Origin of the sequence: Vibrio sp. M260112, assembly GCF_036533775.1 — a bacterium.
Lineage (GTDB): Bacteria > Pseudomonadota > Gammaproteobacteria > Enterobacterales > Vibrionaceae > Vibrio.
This window is the reverse complement of record NZ_JATABH010000003.1, coordinates 110130-133561: the sequence shown is the minus strand read 5'-3', so window position 1 is coordinate 133561 and position 23432 is coordinate 110130. Positions and strand designations below refer to the sequence as shown.

22 protein-coding genes and 1 other RNA gene are annotated in these 23432 nt (G+C 46.2%); 4 read left to right on the top strand and 19 right to left on the bottom strand.

Annotated features, from left to right (window positions below):
- Nucleotides 1–28: 28 nt before the first annotated feature.
- From ftsA to rsmI, 14 genes are all read right to left on the bottom strand, one after another.
- Entirely contained in the window at nucleotides 29–1291 is a 1263-nt protein-coding gene (ftsA, locus tag QTN95_RS02630) for a cell division protein FtsA (protein ID WP_138972512.1), read from the bottom strand.
- Nucleotides 1284–2066, bottom strand: coding sequence for a cell division protein FtsQ/DivIB (locus QTN95_RS02625; RefSeq protein ID WP_331416231.1), 783 nt, complete (start codon nucleotides 2064–2066; stop codon nucleotides 1284–1286). Before QTN95_RS02625 ends, ftsA begins: the two co-directional genes overlap by 8 nt.
- Before the next feature lie 183 nt (nucleotides 2067–2249).
- Entirely contained in the window at nucleotides 2250–3710 is a 1461-nt protein-coding gene (gene murC, locus QTN95_RS02620) for a UDP-N-acetylmuramate--L-alanine ligase (RefSeq protein ID WP_331416230.1), read from the bottom strand.
- Nucleotides 3711–3722: 12 nt separating this feature from the next.
- Nucleotides 3723–4784 (bottom strand): undecaprenyldiphospho-muramoylpentapeptide beta-N-acetylglucosaminyltransferase, encoded by a 1062-nt coding sequence (gene murG / locus QTN95_RS02615; RefSeq protein WP_331416229.1) that lies wholly within the window; start codon nucleotides 4782–4784, stop codon nucleotides 3723–3725.
- Nucleotides 4771–5970: a cell division protein FtsW gene (ftsW, locus tag QTN95_RS02610; protein WP_331416228.1), complete on the bottom strand. Its 1200-nt coding sequence runs from the start codon at nucleotides 5968–5970 to the stop codon at nucleotides 4771–4773. The genes murG and ftsW overlap by 14 nt, the downstream gene beginning before the upstream one ends.
- A gap of 15 nt (nucleotides 5971–5985) precedes the next feature.
- Nucleotides 5986–7311, bottom strand: coding sequence for a UDP-N-acetylmuramoyl-L-alanine--D-glutamate ligase (gene murD, locus QTN95_RS02605; protein WP_331416227.1), 1326 nt, complete (start codon nucleotides 7309–7311; stop codon nucleotides 5986–5988).
- Nucleotides 7312–7324: 13 nt separating this feature from the next.
- A complete protein-coding gene (gene mraY / locus QTN95_RS02600; protein WP_331416226.1) occupies nucleotides 7325–8407 on the bottom strand; it encodes a phospho-N-acetylmuramoyl-pentapeptide-transferase in 1083 nt (360 codons plus the stop codon).
- Nucleotides 8404–9762 (bottom strand): UDP-N-acetylmuramoyl-tripeptide--D-alanyl-D-alanine ligase, encoded by a 1359-nt coding sequence (locus tag QTN95_RS02595; protein ID WP_331416225.1) that lies wholly within the window; start codon nucleotides 9760–9762, stop codon nucleotides 8404–8406. The genes mraY and QTN95_RS02595 overlap by 4 nt, the downstream gene beginning before the upstream one ends.
- Entirely contained in the window at nucleotides 9759–11243 is a 1485-nt protein-coding gene (gene murE / locus QTN95_RS02590; protein ID WP_331416224.1) for a UDP-N-acetylmuramoyl-L-alanyl-D-glutamate--2,6-diaminopimelate ligase, read from the bottom strand. Before murE ends, QTN95_RS02595 begins: the two co-directional genes overlap by 4 nt.
- Nucleotides 11244–11254: 11 nt before the next feature.
- Complete coding sequence (locus tag QTN95_RS02585) at nucleotides 11255–12979, bottom strand: penicillin-binding transpeptidase domain-containing protein (RefSeq protein WP_331416223.1); 1725 nt, start codon at nucleotides 12977–12979, stop codon at nucleotides 11255–11257.
- Nucleotides 12976–13293 carry a cell division protein FtsL gene (ftsL, locus tag QTN95_RS02580; protein WP_138972522.1) on the bottom strand — a complete coding sequence of 106 codons (318 nt, stop codon included), beginning with the start codon at nucleotides 13291–13293 and terminating at the stop codon, nucleotides 12976–12978. Before ftsL ends, QTN95_RS02585 begins: the two co-directional genes overlap by 4 nt.
- Before the next feature lie 6 nt (nucleotides 13294–13299).
- Entirely contained in the window at nucleotides 13300–14250 is a 951-nt protein-coding gene (gene rsmH / locus QTN95_RS02575; protein ID WP_331416222.1) for a 16S rRNA (cytosine(1402)-N(4))-methyltransferase RsmH, read from the bottom strand.
- Between the two features lie 186 nt (nucleotides 14251–14436).
- Nucleotides 14437–14865, bottom strand: an RNA gene (rnpB, locus tag QTN95_RS02570) — RNase P RNA component class A.
- A 197-nt stretch (nucleotides 14866–15062) separates the two neighbouring features.
- Nucleotides 15063–15926 carry a 16S rRNA (cytidine(1402)-2'-O)-methyltransferase gene (gene rsmI, locus QTN95_RS02565; RefSeq protein ID WP_331416221.1) on the bottom strand — a complete coding sequence of 288 codons (864 nt, stop codon included), beginning with the start codon at nucleotides 15924–15926 and terminating at the stop codon, nucleotides 15063–15065.
- Between the two features lie 63 nt (nucleotides 15927–15989).
- On the opposite strand from rsmI, the gene QTN95_RS02560 reads away from it, so the two are divergent.
- The 4 genes from QTN95_RS02560 to QTN95_RS02545 are packed head-to-tail and all read left to right on the top strand — an operon-like array spanning nucleotide 15990 to nucleotide 19323.
- Nucleotides 15990–17804 (top strand): penicillin-binding protein activator, encoded by a 1815-nt coding sequence (locus QTN95_RS02560; protein ID WP_331416220.1) that lies wholly within the window; start codon nucleotides 15990–15992, stop codon nucleotides 17802–17804.
- Nucleotides 17791–18156, top strand: coding sequence for a YraN family protein (locus QTN95_RS02555; RefSeq protein ID WP_138972526.1), 366 nt, complete (start codon nucleotides 17791–17793; stop codon nucleotides 18154–18156). Before QTN95_RS02560 ends, QTN95_RS02555 begins: the two co-directional genes overlap by 14 nt.
- A gap of 3 nt (nucleotides 18157–18159) precedes the next feature.
- On the top strand, nucleotides 18160–18750 hold the full coding sequence (locus QTN95_RS02550) for a phosphoheptose isomerase (RefSeq protein ID WP_331416219.1): 591 nt from the start codon (nucleotides 18160–18162) through the stop codon (nucleotides 18748–18750).
- Nucleotides 18751–18753: 3 nt separating this feature from the next.
- Entirely contained in the window at nucleotides 18754–19323 is a 570-nt protein-coding gene (locus QTN95_RS02545; RefSeq protein WP_331416246.1) for a BON domain-containing protein, read from the top strand.
- A gap of 47 nt (nucleotides 19324–19370) precedes the next feature.
- Here the strand turns inward: QTN95_RS02545 and sspB are convergent, their stop codons facing one another.
- From sspB to petA, 5 genes are all read right to left on the bottom strand, one after another.
- Nucleotides 19371–19856 (bottom strand): ClpXP protease specificity-enhancing factor, encoded by a 486-nt coding sequence (gene sspB, locus QTN95_RS02540; RefSeq protein WP_138972528.1) that lies wholly within the window; start codon nucleotides 19854–19856, stop codon nucleotides 19371–19373.
- Nucleotides 19857–19867: 11 nt separating this feature from the next.
- Nucleotides 19868–20503, bottom strand: a complete 636-nt coding sequence (sspA, locus tag QTN95_RS02535; RefSeq protein ID WP_331416218.1) for a stringent starvation protein SspA — start codon at nucleotides 20501–20503, stop codon at nucleotides 19868–19870.
- A 96-nt stretch (nucleotides 20504–20599) separates the two neighbouring features.
- Nucleotides 20600–21337, bottom strand: coding sequence for a cytochrome c1 (locus QTN95_RS02530; protein ID WP_331416217.1), 738 nt, complete (start codon nucleotides 21335–21337; stop codon nucleotides 20600–20602).
- A complete protein-coding gene (locus QTN95_RS02525; RefSeq protein WP_006877361.1) occupies nucleotides 21334–22599 on the bottom strand; it encodes a cytochrome b in 1266 nt (421 codons plus the stop codon). Before QTN95_RS02525 ends, QTN95_RS02530 begins: the two co-directional genes overlap by 4 nt.
- Nucleotides 22599–23192, bottom strand: a complete 594-nt coding sequence (petA, locus tag QTN95_RS02520; protein ID WP_138972531.1) for a ubiquinol-cytochrome c reductase iron-sulfur subunit — start codon at nucleotides 23190–23192, stop codon at nucleotides 22599–22601. The genes QTN95_RS02525 and petA overlap by 1 nt, the downstream gene beginning before the upstream one ends.
- Nucleotides 23193–23432 lie beyond the last annotated feature (240 nt).

Here is a 23432-nt window from a genome sequence, read left to right as displayed (position 1 = left end):
GTTATCTCCGTTTTTCCTGCTGCTCAGGTTAAAACTCTTTTTGTATCCAATTACGCAAACGACCAAATAAACCCGTTACAGAGGCACGAGAGGGCTCGTTATACTCAGTATCATCATTTACTCGTGCATCTCTTGCGTAATGAAGTAAACCAACTGCCGTAGAATGATACGGCTCTTTAACGTAATCAGTTAAGCCACTCACCTCTAAGGGTTTGCCGACTCTAACTTGGTTGCGGAATACACGTTCCGCACATTCTACCAAACCTTCAATCTGTGACGCTCCTCCTGTGAGCACCACTCCTGCGGCTAGGTGATGTTTAATCCCTTCTTCGCGCAGTTTTTCTTGTACGGTATCGATAGTTTGGTTAACCAGTCCCATCAACTCAGTATAACGAGGCTCAATCACTTCAGACAAAGTCTGTCTTTGTAAACTACGTGATGGGCGTCCGCCTACACTTGGAACGTTAACTGTATCATCTTTACTGACTAACTCACTTAGAGCACAGCCATATTTCACTTTAATTTCTTCAGCATCACTAACTGGGGTACCGAAGGCAAAAGCGATATCACTTGTCACTGCATTGCCAGCGTATGAAAACACTTCGGTATGACGCAATGCGCCGCCAGTCCAAATGGATACATCCATCGTACCAGCACCGATGTCTACAACACAAACACCAAGCTCTCGTTCATCTTCAGTGATCACAGCATTACTCGCTGCTAACCCTGAATAAACCAGATGCTCAACTTTGAGTCCACAACGCTCGACTGCTTTTATGATATTTCTCGCCATATCATTGTGACAAGAGATCAGGTGCACGCTAACTTCCATGCGCACTCCTGATAAACCTAGCGGATTTTTTATCCCTTCTTGATAGTCAATCGTAAATTCTTGAGGGATAACGTGCAGAATGCGCTGTTCGTCACCAATCTTAATTGATTTGGCAGTATGAATCGCACGATCCATATCTTCTTGAGAGACCTCTTCATCCGAAATGGTTCCCATGCCTTTCTCAATTCGGCTAGCAATGTGACGCCCTGAAAGGGAGATAAACACATTCGTGATATCGCATTCTGCCATCAGCTCTGCTTGATCGACCGCTCGCTGAACCGATTTTACAACCGATTCAAGGTCATTCACGCCACCTTTATCCATCCCGCGGGAAGGACTGCTGCCTGCGCCAATAATATTGATTTGACCATCAGGCAATACTTCACCCACGAGAGCCGATACGGTTGCAGTGCCTATATCAAGACCAACAATAATGCTGTCATCAGCGGTCTTAGTCATCTGTATTCTCTTGCTCTAACTCTTGTTCTGGGAACCATCCAATTGAGGCTCCCGTATCATACCTGAGGTCGATGTAGCTTACTCGCTGAGCATCGCTACCCAAATTCTGATAAAGCGAAACAAAGCGCTCTATCCGTTCCTGTAGTGACTCTTTGCCTAGCTCGAGGCGAATTCCGTTATCTAGGATAATCTGCCAAGCTCGGCGTTCATTCAACACCAAGGAAGTAATCGTTAAGTTAAGTGACTGAAACTTTGGACTGATCTCACGCCACACTCGCAACACTTCTTCGCTACTGTTTTGCGGTCCATAAAGTTTTACTCGCTCTTCATCCAATTTGGCTATGTCACCGTCGAAAACTTGCCCATCTTCATTGAGTAGTGCATTGCCATTCCAGATAGCCTCTGCATGAAACTCAGTAAGAAAGACTTTAACCGTGTCAGGCCATTGTTTACGAATTGAGGCATGTGATACCCAGGGGATAGACTCGGCCATATTTTGTAGCACGTTAATATCCTGCGACATAAACGTTCCAACATGATCAAGCTGAGCAAATGCTCGCTGTACATCAGCTGCTGAAACGTAATGTAATTCACCCTGGAGCACGATCTTAGATAGCGGAAGACGCTGGTCATCCCACATCCAAGAGATCGTAGAGTAAAGGAGAGAGCCTATTAACAACAATACCACCAGCAAGAATGCGCCACCTAGAGCGTGTTCTTTAACTAGTGGTTTAGAGGTTAAACGACGGCCTTCATTAAAAGCACTTTTAATCAAAGTCCATAGTCCTTGCCAATTAGCTCGCTTATTTTCCCTATCTCAATTCGTATATAGAGGCAAAAGCACTTACTTTAACCTTCAGATTATACTGGCGTCATAGAAAGTATCAAACACTGATATTAAGAAATCGCCACTTAAAACGGAATAAGTGACGCAATTAGTCAAAATTCAATGTTTAAATCAAGCTTGAGACATCTTGTCGACATTTAACTCAAGAGCTTCGAGCTGTTTCGCTACCTTACCAACATCACCCGCACCTTGAGTTAGTACTAAGTCACCATCTTGTAAAACATTAGCGAGAACTGAAGGTAACGCCTTGCTATCTGGAACAAAAATCGGATCAATCTTACCGCGACTACGAATAGTCCTACATAAAGAGCGTCCATCGGCTCCCGAGATAGGTTTCTCACCTGCAGAATAAACATCCAACATGATCAGAACATCAACTTGTTCGAGTACATTGGCGAAATCATCGTAAAGATCTCGTGTTCGGCTATAACGGTGAGGCTGAAAAATCATAACGAGACGTTTATCCTGCCAACCATTGCGTGCAGCTTGAATGGTCACATCAACTTCCGTTGGATGATGTCCATAATCATCGACCAGCATGGCCTGACCATTACCGGTATTGAACTCACCAAGGTGTTCAAATCTGCGTCCTGTACCTTGAGTTCCGGCCATGGCTTTTAGAACGGCCTCATCACTAATGTCATCCTCAGTAGCAACCGCGATTGCCGCAGACGCATTCAGTGCGTTGTGCCTACCAGGAATATTGAGAGTAATATCTAAATCCGGTTTACCATGGCGAGCAACGGTGAATTTGCCTTGTTGCCCTTCTTGTCGGTAATGAGTAATGCGTACATCCGCATCCTCAGAGAAACCATAGGTGATCACCTGACGGCTAATGATTGGAACCAATTCTCGTACAACAGGATCATCAATGCATACGATCGCTTGACCGTAAAATGGAAGGTTGTGAAGAAAATCGATAAATGTCTGCTTTAGAGTCTCAAAATCACCACCATAGGTATCCATATGATCAGCTTCGATATTGGTGACGATGCTGACCATTGGCTGAAGGTGTAGGAATGAAGCATCACTTTCATCCGCTTCTGCAATTAAGATACGGCTCGAACCGAGACGAGCATTAGTTCCCACACTCTTAACAAGACCGCCATTAACGAACGTTGGATCTAAGCCAGCTTCTGAGTAAATTTGTGTGACAAGTGCAGTGGTTGTGGTTTTACCATGTGTACCAGCAACCGCAATGCCGTGGCGGAAGCGCATTAACTCAGCAAGCATTTCAGCACGACGAACGACCGGAATACGTGCTGCGCGCGCCGCTATTATCTCTGGGTTTTCTTCATTGATGGCGGTTGAAACAACGACAACACTCGCCTCTGAAACATTTTCTTTTGCATGACCAATAAATACTGTCGCGCCTTTCTTAATCAGACGTTCTATCGTCACATTAGCCGCAATATCTGATCCAGAAATTTGATATCCTTCATTCAGTAATACTTCGGCAATACCGCTCATACCTGCACCACCAATACCGATGAAGTGAATGCATTTTACGCGGCGCATCTCTGGCACCATAGCTCTAATCTGAGCCAAATCTTGAGTATGTTTAACTGTCATGATTCTTTCTCGTTATTTCGTCAGTGCAATAATGGCTTCAGAGACCACACTATCTGCATCTAACTTAGCAGCGTCTCGTGCTTTCTTTGCCATATCAAGCAAAGCCGCGCGATCTAGCTGTTGAATTTCGTTCGCAAGTTTCTCTACGGTGAGTTCACCCTGCTCAATCATTTTTGCTGCACCACACTCTACCAAATGGTCAGCATTCAAGGCCTGCTGTCTATCTTTATGCATAAACGGGATAAAGATAGCCCCGACACCCGCAGCGGATACTTCAGATACGGTCAGCGCACCTGAGCGACACACAAGTAGATCAGCCCATTGATAAGCCGCGGCTACATCATCGATAAACTCGAGCACTTCCGCGCTCTCGACTTGATGCTCGGCGTATGCTTGCGCCACTTCCTGCTGGTTGTTTTTACCAGCCTGGTGGCGAATCTGATAGCCACTGCCAAGCTTAGCCATCACTTCAGGTAACGTTCGGTTAAGGATCTGAGCACCTTGGCTGCCTCCCATAACCAAAATTCTGATATCACCATCACGCTGACTCATCCGGCTAGTTGGCGGTTCAATGGTCACCACATCTTCACGCACAGGGTTACCAACAACTGGAGCCGCTGGGAAAGCCCCTGGGAAAGCCTGAAAAACCTGACGAGCTATCTTAGATAGCCATTGATTTGTCAGGCCCGCAACAGCGTTTTGTTCATGCAAAACAATAGGGATACCAAGTGACCATGCAGCGATTCCGCCCGGTCCACTTACGTAGCCACCCATACCAAGAACTGCATCTGGCTTCCAACGCTTCATATGAGCTCTCGCCTGAAACACAGCATTGATAATCTGCAATGGTGCGGCAATTAATCGGCCAATGCCTTGACCGCGTAGACCTTTTACTTTGATAAAATCGATCTCGATACCGTGTTTCGGCACCAAATCCGCTTCCATACGATCAGCAGTACCCAACCAGCGAATATCCCAACCTTGCGACTGAAGCTTTTTCGCAACGGCAAGTCCTGGGAAAACATGGCCACCTGTCCCGCCAGCCATAACCATTAATCTTTTATTCGTTTTCATCTGTATTTAACTTTTGTTCTTGTTTTTCTGCACTACCCAATCGGCACTCATAATCAATACGCAGTAAAATGGAAACGGCAACAGCCATGACGATCAAACTCGAACCACCATAACTGATCAGAGGTAACGTCAAACCTTTGGTGGGTACCATACCTGCAGCAGCACCGACGTTGACTAGAGTTTGGAAAGCAAACCAAATCCCGATACCAAATGCTAAATAGCCACCAAAGAGTTGGTTGTTTTCAAATGCCTTACGACCAATATAAATCGCTTTTAACACCAAACTAAAAATCAGCATCAATACCAGTACAACCCCCACATAACCTAACTCTTCGGCTAGCACGGCGAAGACAAAGTCAGTATGCGCTTCTGGTAGATATTCCAATTTTTGAATTGAGTTGCCTAACCCTTGGCCGAACCACTCGCCACGGCCAAATGCCATCAAAGATTGAGTTAACTGATATCCACTACCAAATGGGTCATCCCACGGATCCATGAAAGAGGTAACACGGCGCATCCGGTAAGGTTCGATATAGATAAGCGTTGCAACCGCAACCAAGCCTACGACCATTAAAGCGAGAAACTGAGTCAGCTTGGCTCCAGCAATAAACAACATACCAAACAGAGTAACCAACATCACGATGACGGTCCCTAAGTCAGGCTGGAGCAACAGTAAACTCGCCAGCGTTGCAAAGACAATAATCGGCTTGATAAAACCGCCGAAAAAGCTGGACCGAACTTCTTCACTCTTTCGCACTAAATAACCAGACATGAAGATGAACAACGACAGTTTGGCGACTTCTGCTGGCTGTAAGTTAAACAAGCCTAATGGAATCCATCGCGAAGCACCGTTCACCGATTTACCCGCAACGAGCACGACGATGAGTAGTCCGATTGAAAGCAACAAAAGCCAAGTACTGAACTCTAACCAACGCTTGATCGGGACTTGAAGGATAACGGCCGAGGTGGAGATGGCCAGCACCAAAAAAATAGCGTGGCGAAACATAAAGTGAAAAGGTTGGTCAGTTAACCGAGAACTGATTGGAAACGAAGCAGAGGTCACCATCACCAACCCAGTCAGCATCAACCCCAAAGAGATCCATACTAACTGTCGGTCATACAGGGCTTCGGGTGACGATGTAGTCACCCAACGTTTGATGCTGCCAAAAACGTTTCGAATTTGCATAGTTCCCTACGTTATTTATGCGTAAGCTTTCGCTAGCTCGGTGAATGCATCTCCACGAGCCATAAAATTACTGAACTGGTCAAAGCTGGCACAGGCTGGAGAAAGTAATACCATATCTCCGGCAATCACATTGGGTGCTAACCACTGAATGATCTCTTCCATATCGTCAAAACGCTGAGCGCTTGCGTGGAGCGGCATAAACTGGTCACCGTCCTCACCAAAACAGCACAATTGCAGCTTCAAAGGCTTGAGTATCGGTTCTAACTGGGAGAAATCAGCACCTTTACCGACACCACCCACTAAAAGATACAGGGTGCCTTCCAGCTCAAGACCCGCCAAGGCTGCCATAGTGCTGGCGACATTCGTCGCTTTCGAATCATTGACCCACTTAACACCACGATTATCGGCAACCACTTGGCAGCGATGTGTCAAACCGCGGTAAGATTTCAACGCAGCTAAGCCTTTTTCGATATCAACGCCGACTTGCGCTAACAAGGCTAATACCACTAATGCGTTGGCAACATTATGACGACCAACAAGTGAGAGTTCCGATGTAGGACAAATAAGCGTGCCATTGACTGAAATATACTCGATACCATGCTGCGCAGTAACGGCAAACTGGGTTGGCTCAACCAGACTAAACTCGATCAGGTTATGCCCATCATGGTCTGGGTAGGTTTGTTTATCGTCAGCATTGACCACACAAGCTTCAGCATGCTCAAAGATGCGCAACTTCGCTTGGCGATAATCTTCCATACCTTGGTAACGATCCATATGGTCTTCAGATAGATTCAAAAACGCCGCCGCTTTTGGCGCTAATGAGCGCGTCGTTTCTAACTGGAAGCTGGACAATTCTAGAACATATAAGTCCGCATCCAACGCAAGAAGATCTAACGCAGGCACACCAATGTTGCCGCCAACACCGACTGTAAGACCGGCCGCTTTAGCAACCTGCCCCGTCCAATCTGTGACGGTACTCTTACCATTTGAGCCAGTAATGGCGATCACTGGTTTATCGACTTGCCACGCAAACAGCTCAATATCGCCAACAACAGGGATACTCTTGGCGAGCACCTGCTGAATTTCGGGCGTCGCTAAAGCAATTCCGGGATTAGTCACAACCAGATCAGCTTCAAGTAGCCAGTTCAGATTCCAACTTCCACTATGTAGAGCAATCCCCTGCGGTAAGGCTTCACTGCCCGGTGGGTTTTCACGCGTATCGATAACGCGAACATCTAGCGTTTTCTGTAATGAGGTTAAGTACTTAACGACAGAGAGCCCGGTGATACCGAGCCCTACAACAACGACTTTCTCAATACCTTGCCAACGATCCGTGGTCATGGTGTGAACTTCCTTATCGAACTTTAAGCGTCGCTAAACCGACAAGAACAAGCACAATAGAGATGATCCAGAAACGAACGATCACTCGTGGTTCAGGCCAACCTTTTAGCTCGTAATGATGGTGAATTGGTGCCATACGGAAAATACGTTGACCACGCAACTTATAGGAACCGACCTGTAAGATTACAGAAAGCGTTTCCATTACAAAAACACCCCCCATAATCACTAAAACAAACTCCTGACGAACCAACACGGCAATGGTACCAAGCGCACCACCTAAGGCGAGTGAGCCCACATCACCCATAAACACTTGTGCTGGGTAAGTGTTGAACCATAGGAAACCAAGTCCTGCGCCCACTATTGCGGTACAAACGACCACTAGCTCCGACGCTTGCGGAATGTATGGAATATGTAGGTAATTAGCAAAGTTGACGTTGCCCGTCGCCCAAGCAATAGCCGCAAAACCAGCTGAAACTAATACCGTTGGCATAATCGCTAGGCCATCCAGGCCATCGGTCAAGTTCACCGCATTACTGGTGCCGACAATAACGAAGTAAGTCAGTACAATGTACATCAAGCCAAGTTGAGGCATGATCTCTTTGAAAAACGGTACCACTAGCTGAGTGGCCGCGGTGTCTTTACCATGAGCGTATAGCGCGAAAGCGACAACCAGCGCAATGGCAGACTGCCAAAAGTACTTCCAGCGAGCAATCAAACCATCGGTGTTTTTACGTACCACCTTGCGGTAGTCATCAACAAACCCGACTGCACCGTAACCAATAAGAACGGCCAGAACTGACCATACATAAGGGTTTGAGAGATCCGTCCATAACAGAACCGTCGTTACAATGGACGTCAGAATCATTATCCCACCCATTGTAGGCGTACCGCGTTTACTGAAGTGAGACTCAGGACCTTCATTTCGAACTACCTGACCGATCTGCAATAACTGCAAACGGCGGATCATGATTGGTCCCATCCACAATGAAATGCCTAACGCGGTAAGTACACTCACAATCGCACGAAACGACAGGTACTCAAATAATCGGAAGAATGAAAAGTATGGCTGTAGTAGCTCCGCGAGCCAAATAATCATGTATACATCTCCTTGACAGCAGTAGCGACTTTACTCATTCCAGCACTATTTGCCCCTTTGACTAGCAGTGTTTGTGGTTCTTGATGCTGTACTATCTGCTGTTTAATATAATCAATCATGCTCTGATGGCTATCAAAATGAAGACCATCACACTCATTGCTGATCGCTTTTGCATCAGCGCCATATGTGAGCACGTGTTCGAATTCGAATGGGGCTGCATGTTCTCCGACTTGACGGTGAAGTGCAAGACTTTCATCGCCTAACTCAGCCATATTACCCAAAATTAACCAACGAATTCCCTTGAAGCTCGCCAACAGATCCGCCGCGGCTTTCATCGCGGGTACGCTGGCATTATAACTATCGTCAATAAGCTTGATCTTGTCGTTGAGTTCAATTACCTCAACTCGACCTTTAACCTTGCTTAAATGAGCCAAGCCGGTTTGTACCATTTCTAGATTGGCGCCAAGTTCTAACGCCAATGCTGCCGCCGCCAATGCGTTAGCAACGTTGTGTTGACCAACAATGCCAAGTTTGACTGCAATCTCGCCAAACGGTGAAACCAGAGTAAAACTGGCTTCACCACACGCATTGAGACCGATCTCTTTGGCAAAGTAATCGGCATCTGAATCAACAACTGAAAAACTTTTTACCTGTTTGTCAGCGAGAACATCTTGCCAATAATCTCCACCATGACTGTCTAAATTGATAATCGCGACCGAGCCAGGTTTTAATCCCTGATAGATTTCACCTTTCGCTTGTTTTACGCCATCAAGAGAGCCAAAACCTTCTAAGTGCGCCGCAGCAACATTATTGACTAACGCAACGTCTGCTTTGACCAGATTGGTCGTGTAAGCAATTTCTCCGATGTGGTTCGCGCCCATCTCAATAACGGCATAGTCATCTTCAGGCGTTGAACGCAGCAATGTTAGTGGAACACCGATGTCGTTATTGAAATTCCCAGCGGTAAACAAAACTCGTCCTCGCTGCGCCATAATGCTCGCAACCATCTCTTTAACGGTTGTTTTGCCAGCACTGCCCGTGATCGCAACAGTAGGGGTCTGACAAGCATGATGAACCAGTGAACCAAGCTGACCCAAAGCCAGTTTAGTATCTTTGACCAACAGTTGCGGGACATCACTGTCCACGACTCTACTGACCAACAGAGCACCAGCACCTGACTCAACCGCTTGTGCAACGAAGTCATGGGCATCAAAACGTTCGCCAACCAGTGCAACAAAAAGAGCACCAGTTTCAATCACTCGTGTATCCGTTGATACAGATTCTATTGCCGTGTCATTACCAATTAGCTCAGCGTCTAATGCTTGTGCGATTTGGCTTAACATCAAGGTAATCATAACGACACCTCCAAAAGTTGTAGCGCAGACTCTCGGTCTGAATATTGGATAGTTTTGTCCGCCATCACTTGATAATCTTCATGCCCTTTGCCAGCAAGTAAGATAATGTCCAACTCACTGCTATGAGCGAGGGCATGCTTGAGCGCATTAAATCGATTGTGCTCAATAATGGCTTGTTGGGGATTCTGCATTCCTTCCAGCATGTCCTCTACGATTGCTGCCGGAGATTCACTACGTGGGTTATCATCGGTCAATATCACTTTGTCAGCCAGACTTTCACCAATCGCAGCCATCATTGGACGCTTACCCTTATCACGATCACCACCACAACCAAAGATTGCCCATAGCTTGCCATGGCAATGAACACGAAGCGCTTGTAATGCTTTTTCTAATGCATCTGGGGTGTGGGCATAATCGACCACAACTTTCGCTTTGCCATTTGCTGTAAATAGCTCCATTCGACCGAGTACTGGTTTTAAGGAACCAGCCACATCAAACAACGCTTGTTTGTCGATACCAAGTGCGAGTAGTGCGGTTAATGCCACTAAGACATTACTTGCATTGAACTCACCGATAAGTGCGACCGTAAATTCTCCACGCCCAAACATCCCATCAATGGATAACGTTATTCCTGCTTCGCTATAACTTACACTTTGAGCCCATACTGCATTTGGGTAATCCGTTGGCTGAAGAGAAACCGCAATGGCCGAATCTAGGCGTTGAATCCAACAAGCCCCGACTTCATCATCAACGTTAATCACCGCCGCTTTGCACTGATGTTGGCTAAATAGCGAAAACTTTGCCTCGGCATACTCTTCCATCGTGCCATGATAATCGAGGTGATCACGACTAAGATTGGAAAACACGCCGACTTCAAACGGTAGAGTTTTAACGCGCCCTTGAACCAAGCCATGTGAAGAAACTTCCAACGCGGAGTATCGCGCCCCCTGCTCTTCTAATCGATACAGAGTTTGCTGAATTTCTATCGCATTGCCTGTCGTGTTCGCTACGGGTTGCAGGTCAGAGAGAAAACCATTGCCCGTAGTACCCATAACGGCTGCTTTCTGGCCGACAAGATCAAGCCACTGCGCCATAATCTGGGTAATCGTGGTTTTACCATTCGTTCCCGTTACGCCAATGAGCTTGTTCTTGGCCAGCGGATAAAGTTGGCTAGCGAGAGCGGATAGATGCTGATTGAGTTGGTTGATATAGACAACACTCACTCCAGAGACATTCGTTACCTCACCATGAGGATGCAACTCACACGCCTCAGCAATCACCGCGTTTGCGCCCTGCTCTATTGCTGAAGGGATAAAACGTCGACCATCAACGGCATGACCTTTAATCGCAACAAACGTCGTGCCTTGAGTGACTTTGCGGCTATCGAGTTCTAGTCGTTGCACGACTATACTGGCACTATCTTCAGCAGAAATATCCAACCACGGGGAAAGTAAGGCGGCTAAGGTCAGTTCCTTGGACATATCAAACTCACTTAATCTTGTTTAAATTTGTTTTCGTCAGGCGCTACATTCAATATCTGTAACGTCCCTTTTAATATTTCAGCAAAGACGGGGCCCGCTACAGAACCACCGTAGTAGTTATCACCTTGTGGTTCATTGACCACCACAACCAAAGCGACTCTTGGATCGCTGGCTGGCGCTACGCCCGCGGTATAGGCAAAATATTCATCACCATAACCGCCCGCTATCGCTTTACGTGAAGTACCTGTTTTTGCGGCAACTCGGTAACCAGGTACGGCTGCTTTCGTCGCAGTACCGCCAGGCTGTGTGACCGTTTCTAGCATCGCCAGTACTTTTCGAGCATTTTCTCTATCGATAACTTGTTTTGACAGATCTTGCTGATTGTTCTCGATGATATGAATGGGCTGATACAGACCTAAATTACCCAACGTGGCATAAGCATGGGCTAATTGAAGAGGCGTGATAGTGAGACCATAACCGAATGATAAAGTCGCGATTTCAAATTTTGACCAGCGACGACGATTAGGGAAAATCCCCTGTGTTTCACCAACTAGGTTGAGCCCTGACACTTCACCAAAACCCACCGAACTATACATACCTAACAAGGCTTCAAGTGGCATTTCTAACGCCAGTTTAGCCACCCCGATATTACTCGACTTTTTAAGAATGGTGGTTAAGTCAGCCTTACCGACTTTTGAGGTATCACGGACACGGCTTCCGCCAATTTGCATGATGCCGTCACCGGTATCAATCACCGTTTTGTCATCGGCAACACCGTTCTCTAAAGCCGCCAAAACAACAAAAGGTTTCACCGTTGAACCAGGTTCAAACGCATCGGTAATCACTCGGTTACGCATTTTGGCAGACTGAAGGTCTGAGCGATTATTTGGGTTGTAAGACGGCGCATTCACCATCGCCAAGACGGCTCCCGTTTTCACATCAAGGATAACGGCAGAACCCGAGGTTGCACGATAGTCAGCAACTGCCTGCTTAATGGCTCGGAACGCGATCGCTTGAATACGTTGATCAATCGTCAGCTCTAACGGCTTGCCTTCTTCACGTTCTTCCAAAGAGATGTTTTCTACCACGCGTCCATAACGGTCTTTACGAATAATCCGTTTGCCGGCTTCACCAGTCAGCCATTTGTCATAGCTGCGCTCAACACCTTCAAGACCATGACCATCAATCCCAGTCACCCCCACTAAGTGGGCACTTACCTCACCTGCTGGATAGTAACGTCTTGACTCAGCCTTTAGTCCGATGCCTGAAAGTTTCAATTCGCGAATGTAGTGCGCCATTGCTGGACTAACCTGACGCTGAAGATAGATAAAGCGACGGTCTTTGTTGTCATTAATCTTATCGATCAGGCTTTGACGCTTAACGCCTAACACGTCAGCGAGTGCATACCAACGGTTTATATCATCTAGACCACCGGCTTTGAAAATGGCCACTGGATCAGCCCAAACCGCCTCAACAGGCACACTTACCGCTAAAGGTTCACCATTGCGATCAGAAATGATGCCGCGAGCTGAATGCAGCGTTTTGGCTCGAACCGAACGTAAATCCCCTTGCTTGATCAAGTTATCAGGTTCAATAATTTGGATATAAGCGATACGACCAGCAAGTGCTGCAAAGGCACAAAAAACAAAAAATAGCACTACATAGAATCGCCAACGGATAAGATGAGTTGGCTGCGGCTCGGCTTTCGGCTCAGCGTGTTTTTCTTTCTTGCTCATGGGAGGTTAATAATGACTTCTTTATCGGAATCTGGACGCTTCATTTCCAGCTCTTGTTTTGCCACGGCTTGTACGCGACTGTGCTCGGCTAATGCGGTTTCTTCAAGTAACAAATTACGCCATTCATTATCAAGCCTCTCACGTTCAACTAAGGCCTGATCTTTTTCGGTAATGGCTTGGCGTGTGTGGTGAGTCGTAAATACCACCCCCATCGCACTAGCAAAAATCATCAAGAGGAAGATTAGCGGTACACGACCAACACTCAAAAGATCGAGTGCAATCAGCTTAGCGAGATTGGGCGTTGACTTACTCATGGTTTGTTATAGCTTTTCTGCAATACGTAGCACTGAACTGCGTGAACGTGCATTGTGTTCAACTTCTTGTTTTGACGGTTTAATTGCCTTACCAACCGCTTTTAAGTTCGCACTGCCTAAAGCTTTGATCTGCTCTTCAGTCATTGGAATACCGTGAGGTACTTCTGGTCCTTTACTCTCTTTACGAATAAAGCGTTTTACCATGCGGTCTTCCAGAGAGTGGAAGCTAATCACTGATAGTCGACCTTGTGGCGCAAGAATCTTCGCTGCACCTTTTAGCGCCGTATCGATTTCTTCTAACTCACTGTTGATGTAAATACGGAAGGCTTGGAAAGCACGTGTGGCTGGATGCTTTTTCTCTTTAAAACTTTTTGGTGCTGCGTCTGAAATCAATTTGGCTAGCTGACTGGTGCGCGTCAGAGGCTCGTTCTCTTCGTTCTCACGGTAAGCAACGATCGCTTTAGCAATGCGACGCGCATGCTTATCTTCACCAAACTCGCGGATAACCCAAGTAATATCATCCAAGTCAGCTTCCAGCAGCCATTGTGAAACAGGGATACCAGACGTTGGATCCATTCGCATATCCAGCGGACCATCTTTCATAAAGCTGAAACCACGCTCAGCGTCATCAAGTTGAGGAGAAGAAACACCCAAATCCAGCAGAACACCATCCACTTTACCAACCAATCCATACTCTTCGGCATAGTCCGCCATACCAGAGAAAGGACCATGAATAATGGTAAAACGAGGATCGTCAATTTTGTTTGCTTCAGCGATAGCTTGTGGGTCACGGTCGATACTGTAAAGGCGACCATTTTCGCCCAACTGAGACAATATCGTACGGCTATGACCGCCACGACCGAATGTACCATCGATATAGATACCGTCAGGCTTTATTACTAAGCCATCAATCGATTCATGCAGGAGTACGGATATGTGTTTAAATGCTTCGGTCATAGTTATCTCATGTGGCTGTCGCATTGACGGATTCAGATTCTCCAGTGTACTGATTTAGCGGCGTATCGCCACTATTAGCACATGAGAACTCGTGATTTAGCGCCAAGTTTAATGGTTCGGAAATAAATTTGGTCAATTAAAAGCAAAAAACCCATCATAACAACAAAGTTACGATGGGTCTCGAATAGGTGGAGCCGACACATAAGCCGGGTTCTGTTCCGCTTGCGCGGCGGTAGCCATTCGTCTAGGCCAGCAATCGCTCACTGGCTCGAGCAACCTACCCGCCTCCTTACGCGAGCAACGCAATGTGGAGGCCTATTTGGTCTTGCTTCAGGTGGAGTTTACCCTGCTACGAACTATTACTAGTCGTCCGGTGCGCTCTTACCGCACCCTTTCACCCTTACCTGTGCCCTAGGGCCATCGGCGGTCTTCTCTCTGCTGCACTTGTCGTAGGCTTGCGCCCCCCAGGCGTTACCTGGCACCTTGCTCTATGAAGCCCGGACTTTCCTCCCCTCTGTCAGTCTCCCGAAGGACGTCAACGTCAGTCTCCCAAAGGGACCTCAACGTCAGTCTCCCGAAGGACATCAACAAAGCAGCGACTACCCAGTCAGCTCCGAGGGCGGATTGTATAGACTAATCCACGAAGTGTCTAGCGAGATCACAAATATGATGCAAACGAGGCGTTAAGTGGTCAAGGAATAGACAGAATACGTTGCTTCGCGAGTTAAGAACGCTGCCCTTCGAGAGTCGAGCAATGGAAAGCTAGAGCTAAAGCGGCTTCTTCTTGATTCTCGACTCCAATGTCTCAACTCTTAACTCAAGTTCTCCAACCCCCACTTATACAGCGCATTTTTCTTCAGGTTGTATATTTCTGCGGCCAATGCTGCGGCTTTTTTAAGGGGTAACTCTTTGGTCAAAATCGCCAGTGTGCGAGTCGCTTCCTCTGGCAAAGTCTCTTCTTCACTCGAACGGTAACCATGAATCAACAGCGCAATTTCACCACGCTGCTGATTCTCATCAGCTTTAACCCATTCCACCAATTCACCCAGTGGCATGCCTTGAATAGTCTCAAAGGTTTTGGTCAGTTCACGGGCAAGAACAACTTCTCGCTCAGGCCCCAAAATGTCTAGCATATCCGCAAGTGAATCTAGGATGCGGTGAGGGGATTCGTAGAATACACATGTACGTTCTACTTTGGCGATTTCTAGGAACTTATCTTTTCGTCCCTTGCTTTTCGCAGGTAAGAACCCTTCAAAGCTGAATCTGTCAGAAGGTAATCCCGATGCGCTGAGCGCAGTAATCACTGCGCAAGCCCCAGGCAGTGGGACAACTTTAACGCCCGCCTGACGACATTGCGTGACAAGATGGTATCCTGGATCACTAATTAATGGGGTGCCGGCATCAGAAACGAGTGCAATTGAGTGCCCAGCTAACAATTTGTCGACTAAGACTTGCGCTTTTTGCTGTTCATTATGATCATGGAGAGCATAAGTTTTAGTTTGAATATTGAAGTGAGAAAGCAACTTACCTGTATGACGTGTATCTTCTGCGGCAATAAGATCGACATTAGATAGCACTTCAATCGCTCGCTGAGTAATATCGCCCAGATTGCCAATTGGTGTAGGTACGATATAAAGGGTAGGAACCTCAGTTAGTAAGGTTTTGTTATCTGTCATTTGTTTACCATCACTTCAACGATTAATATAGACACAATTTTATACGGAATTAACAAAGAGCTCATGGCCATGAAAAACCACAAGCGTCTCAGTGTAACACGCTTACTGACTCCTGTAGCACTTGCTGTCACATTGGCAGCGTGTTCTTCTGCTCCAAAGGCGCCAACAAGTGTCGATATTACCCTCGACCCAAATCAGCCAATCCAGACCTATCTGATGCGTGCTGATAGCAGCCAAGGAAGCCTACAAAATGATTGGCTAATCATGGCACTGAAAGCCTCTATCGATGCTGGAGACGCAACTAATGCGGAGCTATTGATGAAGCGTTTAGCTCGTCAATCCTTAACCGATATGCAGCAAGCCGAGTGGCAACTCGCTCGTGCAGAACTACTTGTTGCTCAAAATCAGCACCAAGAAGCACTCTCACAACTTAATTTCAGACCATCGTGGCAACTTGCCGATGAGCAGTGGCTAAGCTACCACCAACTTCGCGCCTCCCTATTCACGAAACAAGGTGATTTTTTCAATGCCACTCGTGAACTATCGTTAAGCAGTGGTTACTTACCTGAAAGTGAGCAAGCTTTTGTGGCACAAAGTATCTGGAACAATTTAGGCCAATACACCGGAACTCAACTTGACACCTTCAAGCAACAAGAGACTGACCCTGTTATCGCTGGCTGGCTTGAAGTAACTGGCTTCACCAAGAACTATGCGAGCAACCTACCACAGCTGAAAAGCAGCTTAGAACAATGGTTAGCGGCTAATCCAACTCACCCTGCATCGCTATACACTCCGCAGGCAATTAATGAAATTTTGTCTCTTGAACTCATTAAACCCGTCAACACAGCCCTACTGCTACCACTTAGTGGCAAGTTTGCTCAACAAGCTAAGCTAATTCGCGACGGCTTCATCCTAGAGATGATGAATGACAAGGAACGAGATCCTAACGCAACGCTCACCGTGATCGATACCAATGCAACAAGCGTAGCTGAATTAGAGTCGACCTTAGTTGAAAAGCAAATTGATTCAGTTGTAGGCCCGTTACTTAAAGAGAACATTGAGAAACTGCAACAAGCTCAAGCAAGCTTTACTTCAAGTTTACCGATGCTTGCGCTTAACATCCCTGATAATGTTGAAGCGGGAAACAACACTTGCTATCTCGCCCTTTCGCCTGAGCAAGAAGTTGCTCAAGCAGCAAAACATTTAGCTAAACAAGGCTACCAATACCCGCTCATCCTTGCTCCTAATGGACGTTTAGGCTCACGTGTCGTGGATGCGTTTAAGCAAGAGTGGAGCAAATACAGTGATAACAAGGTGGCGGTAAACCTCTTTGGTGATAAACGCCAACTGCAACGTGACATCAATAAAGTATTCGGTTTGCAAGATAGCCAGCAGCACATTGCTCAGATGGAATCTTTACTTAGTATCCCGCTGGAGAGCCAACCACGCAGTCGCCGCGATGTCGATGCAGTCTACATCGTTGCAAGCAGTGCTGAGTTAACATTAATCAAACCATTTATTGAAGTAGCGATTAACCCAGATACGTTCCCACCGAAGCTCTATTCTAACTCACGCAGCAATAGTGGCCGTCAGCAGTATGAAGATCTAACCGGTGTGATGTACAGTGATATTCCACTATTAATTCAACCAGATGCAAGCCTGAAAGCTCAAATGGATAAATTGTGGCCGAAAGATTCTAACGCAGAGAAGCGCCTGCAAGCCCTAGGTATGGATGCTTACCGTTTGATGGAACATCTCCCTCAAATGAAAGTCGTTCAAGGCTACTCTATCGAGGGAAATACTGGCTTGCTAAGTATCGACGATAATTGCGTCGTACAGCGCGAGATCAGTTGGGCGGAGCATAGTGCCAACCAATAAAAGAGAGCACGGACAACACTACGAAGCCGCAGCACAAAAATATCTTACTGGTTGCGGCCTCTCATTAATTGAGCGAAACTTCCTAGCCAAAGCTGGCGAGATAGACCTCATTATGCGCGATGGTACAACTATCGTCTTCGTTGAGGTACGCTATCGTAAAAGCCAATCGTTCGGACATGCTGCGGAGACCGTCACGCCTAGCAAAATACGCAAGCTAATAAAAACCGCAAATGTATGGCTAATGAAGAACGGCTTATCCGTTTACTCGACAGATTTTCGCTTTGACTTGGTGGCGATTCATAACCATGGCCACCAAATCGAATGGCTCAAAAACGTAATAACTCAAGGATAATCGATGCTAGACAGCATTAAAGACAGTTTTACTGAAAGTATTCAAATTCAAATTGCCGCAGCAGAAGCACTGCCTGATGCCATTACACATGCCGCACAAGCTATGGTTGCTAGTCTTCTTAATGGCAACAAGATCCTGTGTTGTGGCAACGGTGGCTCATCCTCGAACGCACAACAGTTTGTTTCTTGTCTTTTAAACCGTTTTGAAACTGAGCGCCCTAGCCTACCTGCAATGGCCTTAACCGCCGATAACACGACTCTTACCGCGGTCGCAAACGACTATCACTACAAAGAGATTTTCTCTAAGCAAGTTCGCGCCTTTGGTCAGACTGGTGACATTCTGCTGGCTATTTCCACCAGCGGGAATAGCAAAAATATCATCAAGGCGATGGAAGCTGCGGTGACAAGAGACATGACTATCATCGCCTTAACAGGCAAGGATGGCGGTGAAATGGCAGGGTTATTGGGTGAGAACGATGTGGAGATTCGGATCCCATCTCACAGAACAGCAAGAATTCACGAAGTTCATATGGTGACGCTACACTGCTTATGCGATCTTATCGACCAAGTATTGTTTCCTGCACACGAAGACTAAATGATGAATTGGTTTAAACCTCTACTGTTATCTCTATTGCTACTCAATCTCACCGGATGCGCTGGTCTATTTGTTGCTGGCGCAGCAACGACAGCAGCAATCGTTATTGACCCTCGAACAACGCAAGAGATCTGGAACGATAATAATATTGAGTTTGAAGTCGCGGGTATTGGTAACAAGCCCCCATTCAGAGGCAATGCCCGTATTACTGCCAGTTCATACAACGGCACCGTGGTTTTGATGGGACAGGCAAACAGCGATCAACTCAAGCAAGAGTTTGAATCGCAAGCACGTAAAATCAAAGGCGTTAAAAACATTCACAATCAGTTGCGTGTTAAAGCACCGTTGTCTGTGGGCGAGATTAGCCACGATAGTTGGATAACGACGAAAGTGAAATCCGCTTTACTGGCGAACTCGGAGCTTAACGGCGTAAAAATTAAAGTGATCACCGAAGACAAAGAAGTATTCTTACTCGGTTATGTTTCTCAACAACATGCTGACATTGCAACCGAGTTAGCGCGCAACATATCTGGTGTAAAACAGGTTGTACGTGCCTTTCACCAACAGGGCTAAGCACAACAAATTGAGATAAAAAAAAGCAGCGCATTAGCGCTGCTTTTTTATTTGACTACTCTTAGGCTTGGACGCCCTTTGGTCGGTCTTGGAGGCTCATCATCAGAGTTGAGGGACTCTCGTTCCGCACTCTCGTCAGCAACAGACAAAGAGTTCTCTTCATCTTGTTCCTCATAAATCCCTTCTTCTTCATATTCGCCCATGTAAGCTTCTTCAGGTTCAAACATGGTACCTGCACCATTTTCACGGGCATAAATAGCTTGAACAGCATACAAAGGGACGATAACAGAATGAGGACGACCACTAAAACGAGCATTAAAGGTGATCGCTTCGTTTCCTAGTTCCAAGTTACCCACCGCTCTAGGAGCAATATTTAGGATGATTTGTCCATCTTGAACAAACTCCATCGGTACTCGGACACCAGGCAGTTCTGCTGCCACTACGACATGCGGCGTTAAATCGTTATCCACCAACCAATCATAAAACGCACGAAGCATATATGGTCGGCGTGGTGTCATATTGACAATATCCATCTTCTCGCCAATTAACGAGTTAGACGCATTTCACGTTCAGCTTCCGTTAGAGAAGCTAGGAATGAATCACGCTCAAATACACGATTCATGTAAACTTTAAGCTCTTTCGAACCTGGACCAACTAGATCAATACCAAGTTGAGGCAGACGCCATAGCAATGGTGCTAGGTAGCAGTCGATTAGGCTAAATTCTTCGCTCATGAAGTATTCATACTCAGCGAAAACAGGGCCTAGAGTTAGCAGGTCGTTGCGCAGTTTGTTGCGGGCAGCTTCTGCTTCATCAGCAGTGCCTTTTACAATCTTTTCAGCAAGCGTGTACCAGTTTTTCTCGATACGGAAGATCATTAGACGGCTGTTACCACGAGCGACTGGGTATACAGGCATCAATGGCGGATGAGGAAAACGCTCATCTAAGTATTCCATGATGATCTTTGAGTCGTAAAGCGCTAGTTCACGGTCAACAAGTGTTGGTACTGTCTTATATGGATTAAGTTCGATAAGTTCAGCAGGTAGATTTGCTTCATCAACAAGCTCTACTTCTACACTTACACCTTTCTCTGCTAGAACAATACGAACCTGATGGCTATACATATCAGATGCACTTGAAAATAGAGTCATCACAGAACGTTTATTGGCAGCTACAGCCATGGAGCCCTCCAGCACACTTACAAAATAAAAACAATGGAGGCTAAGCCTCCATTGTTAAGTTAAAAATTTGGGAATTAGCACAGTATCGTAGCACAATTAGTGCACATCACGCCAATACTCTTTCTTCAGCAATACAACAACGATTGTAAAGATGATTAAGAAGCCCATAACCCACCAGCCAAGAGCGTGACGCTCAAGCTTCACTGGGTCACCTGAGTACTCAAGGAAGTTCACCAAATCGCGAACTGCATTGTCGTACTCTTCACGGTTAAGCTCACCGCTGCCATCAGCTTCTACGCCAACAACTTTCGTCACTTCTTTACCATCAACTACGTGCGTTTCATAAACTGGCTTAGGAATACCTTGTAGCTCTTCAAGAACGTGAGGCATACCAACGCTTGGGAAAACAATGTTGTTCACGCCAAACGGACGGCCTGGATCCTCGTAGAAAGCACGTAGGTAAGTGTATAGCCAATCTGTACCACGAACACGAGCAACAAGTGTTAGATCTGGCGGTGGAGCACCGAACCATTTCGCCGCTGACTTATCTGGAATTGCGTTCTCCATCAAGTCACCCACTTTTGCTTCTGAGTCGAAGATTAAATTGTCTTTTAGCAAATCTAGAGGAATACCGATGTCACGACCAACTCGCTCGTAACGTTGGTATTGAGCTGAGTGACAGCCAAAACAGTAGTTCATAAACAGCTTTGCACCGTTTTGCAATGAAGCTTGGTCACTCAGATCGTTGTTTGCTTTGTCTAGTGGTACGTTCGCACCCGCTGCCATTGCTAATGAAGGCAGCATTGCAAATAAAATTACAATCCATTTTTTCATTTGAATGTCACCCTTTCTGGTAGTGGCTTAGTCGCTTCGTTCTTACTGTAGAAGTACAGCAGTACGAAGAACATGAAGTAAGCTAAGCTGAAGATCTGAGCTAGTAGCGTGTACGTTGGTGTTGCTGGAAGCGCACCAAGAATACCCAACGCGATAAAGCTGATCGTGAACTGGATGATGTTGAATAAATGGAACTTACTGCGGTAGCGGTAAGAACGCACGCGACAACGGTCTAGCCAAGGTAGTACAAATAGAACCGCAATCGACGCACCCATTGCAATAACACCTAATAGCTTGTCTGGAACCGCACGCAGAATCGCGTAGAACGGAGTGAAGTACCATACAGGAGCAATGTGCTCAGGTGTTTTCAGTGGGTTCGCTGCTTCAAAGTTAGGTGGCTCAAGGAAGTAACCGCCCATTTCTGGGTTGAAGAACAACACGTAACAGAATAGGAACAAGAATCCTGCTACACCGACCATATCCTTAACCGTACCGTATGGGTGGAAAGGAATAGAGTCGATGATATCGTACTTCTTAGTGTAGTAGTCGTGGAACTTAAACTGTGTCTGGTAATCGTCGCCCATCGTGCCTTTTGGCAGCTTAGTTTCAATACCATCAGGGTTGTTTGAACCCACTTCGTGCAGAGCTAGAACGTGTAGAACGATCAACAGCAATAGTACGATTGGTAGTGCGATAACGTGTAGAGCGAAGAAACGGTTAAGCGTCGCACCAGAGATTACGTAGTCACCACGAATCCAAAGTGTTAGATCATCACCGATAACAGGAATGGCACCAAACAGAGAAATGATTACCTGTGCACCCCAGTAAGACATCTGACCCCATGGTAGTAGGTAGCCCATGAATGCTTCTGCCATCAACACGAGGAAGATTAGCATACCGAAGATCCATAGTAGCTCACGAGGCTTCTGGTAAGAACCGTAGATTAAGCCACGGAACATGTGTAGGTAAACAACAACGAAGAATGCCGAAGCACCCGTTGAGTGCATGTAACGTAACAACCAACCGTACTCAACATCACGCATGATGTATTCGATTGACGCAAACGCGCCATCACCAGACGGTACGTAGTTCATTGTTAACCAAATACCCGTTAGGATTTGGTTGACCAATACAAGCATCGCTAGCGAGCCAAATAGATACCAAAAGTTAAAGTTCTTTGGCATCGGGTACTCAGAAAGGTGCTTCTTGTACGCATTCATTGCGGGTATGCGTTTTTCTACCCAATCAAGTAGAGCTTGCATTATGCCTCCCCTTCTTCGTCAACACCGATAAGGATTCTGGTATCACTTAGGTACATGTGTTTTGGAACAACTAGGTTAAGTGGTGCTGGTACACCTTGGAATACACGACCAGCCATGTCGAACTTAGAGCCGTGACATGGACAGAAGAAACCAGACTTAACACCCTGAACTTGTTCAGCAAAACTGTCAGGTAAATAGGTTGGAGAACAACCAAGGTGCGTACAGATACCAACAGCGACAAAATACTCAGGCTTAATTGAGCGGTAAGCGTTTTGAGCATAAGTTGGCTGCTGTTCTTCTCCAGATGCAGGGTCACGTAGTTGACCATCAATTGCTTTCAGTCCATCGACTACGGTTTGTGCACGACGTACAACCCATACAGGTTTACCACGCCACTCGACACGTACCATCTGCCCTTCTTCAAGTTTACCGATATCAACTTCAACAGGGGCACCCGCAGCTTTGGCTTTTTCACTTGGGTTCCAAGATTTAATAAAAGGAACGGCGACAGCAGCTGCTCCTAAACCACCAACAACAGCTGTTGTAGCAGTTAAGAAACGTCTGCGACCGTTATTTAAAGGCGCATTGCTCATCCAAACATTCTCCCATTTGCTCCTTGTGGATTATTGTTATTCCGCTTAAAGAGCATGGCTAACAAAATACGAATTTAGTTGTATTTATTTGATGGGAAATGATAAATAAAACCCTACTTTTTGACAAGATAAAGCTACCTTTTTGTAACATTTGTGAGGCGAATCGCCAGTGACGTCACAAAAGCTGCGTAAGTACGACAAATCAAACAGTAAGTACGGGTGACAAAGGATTTTTTTGGA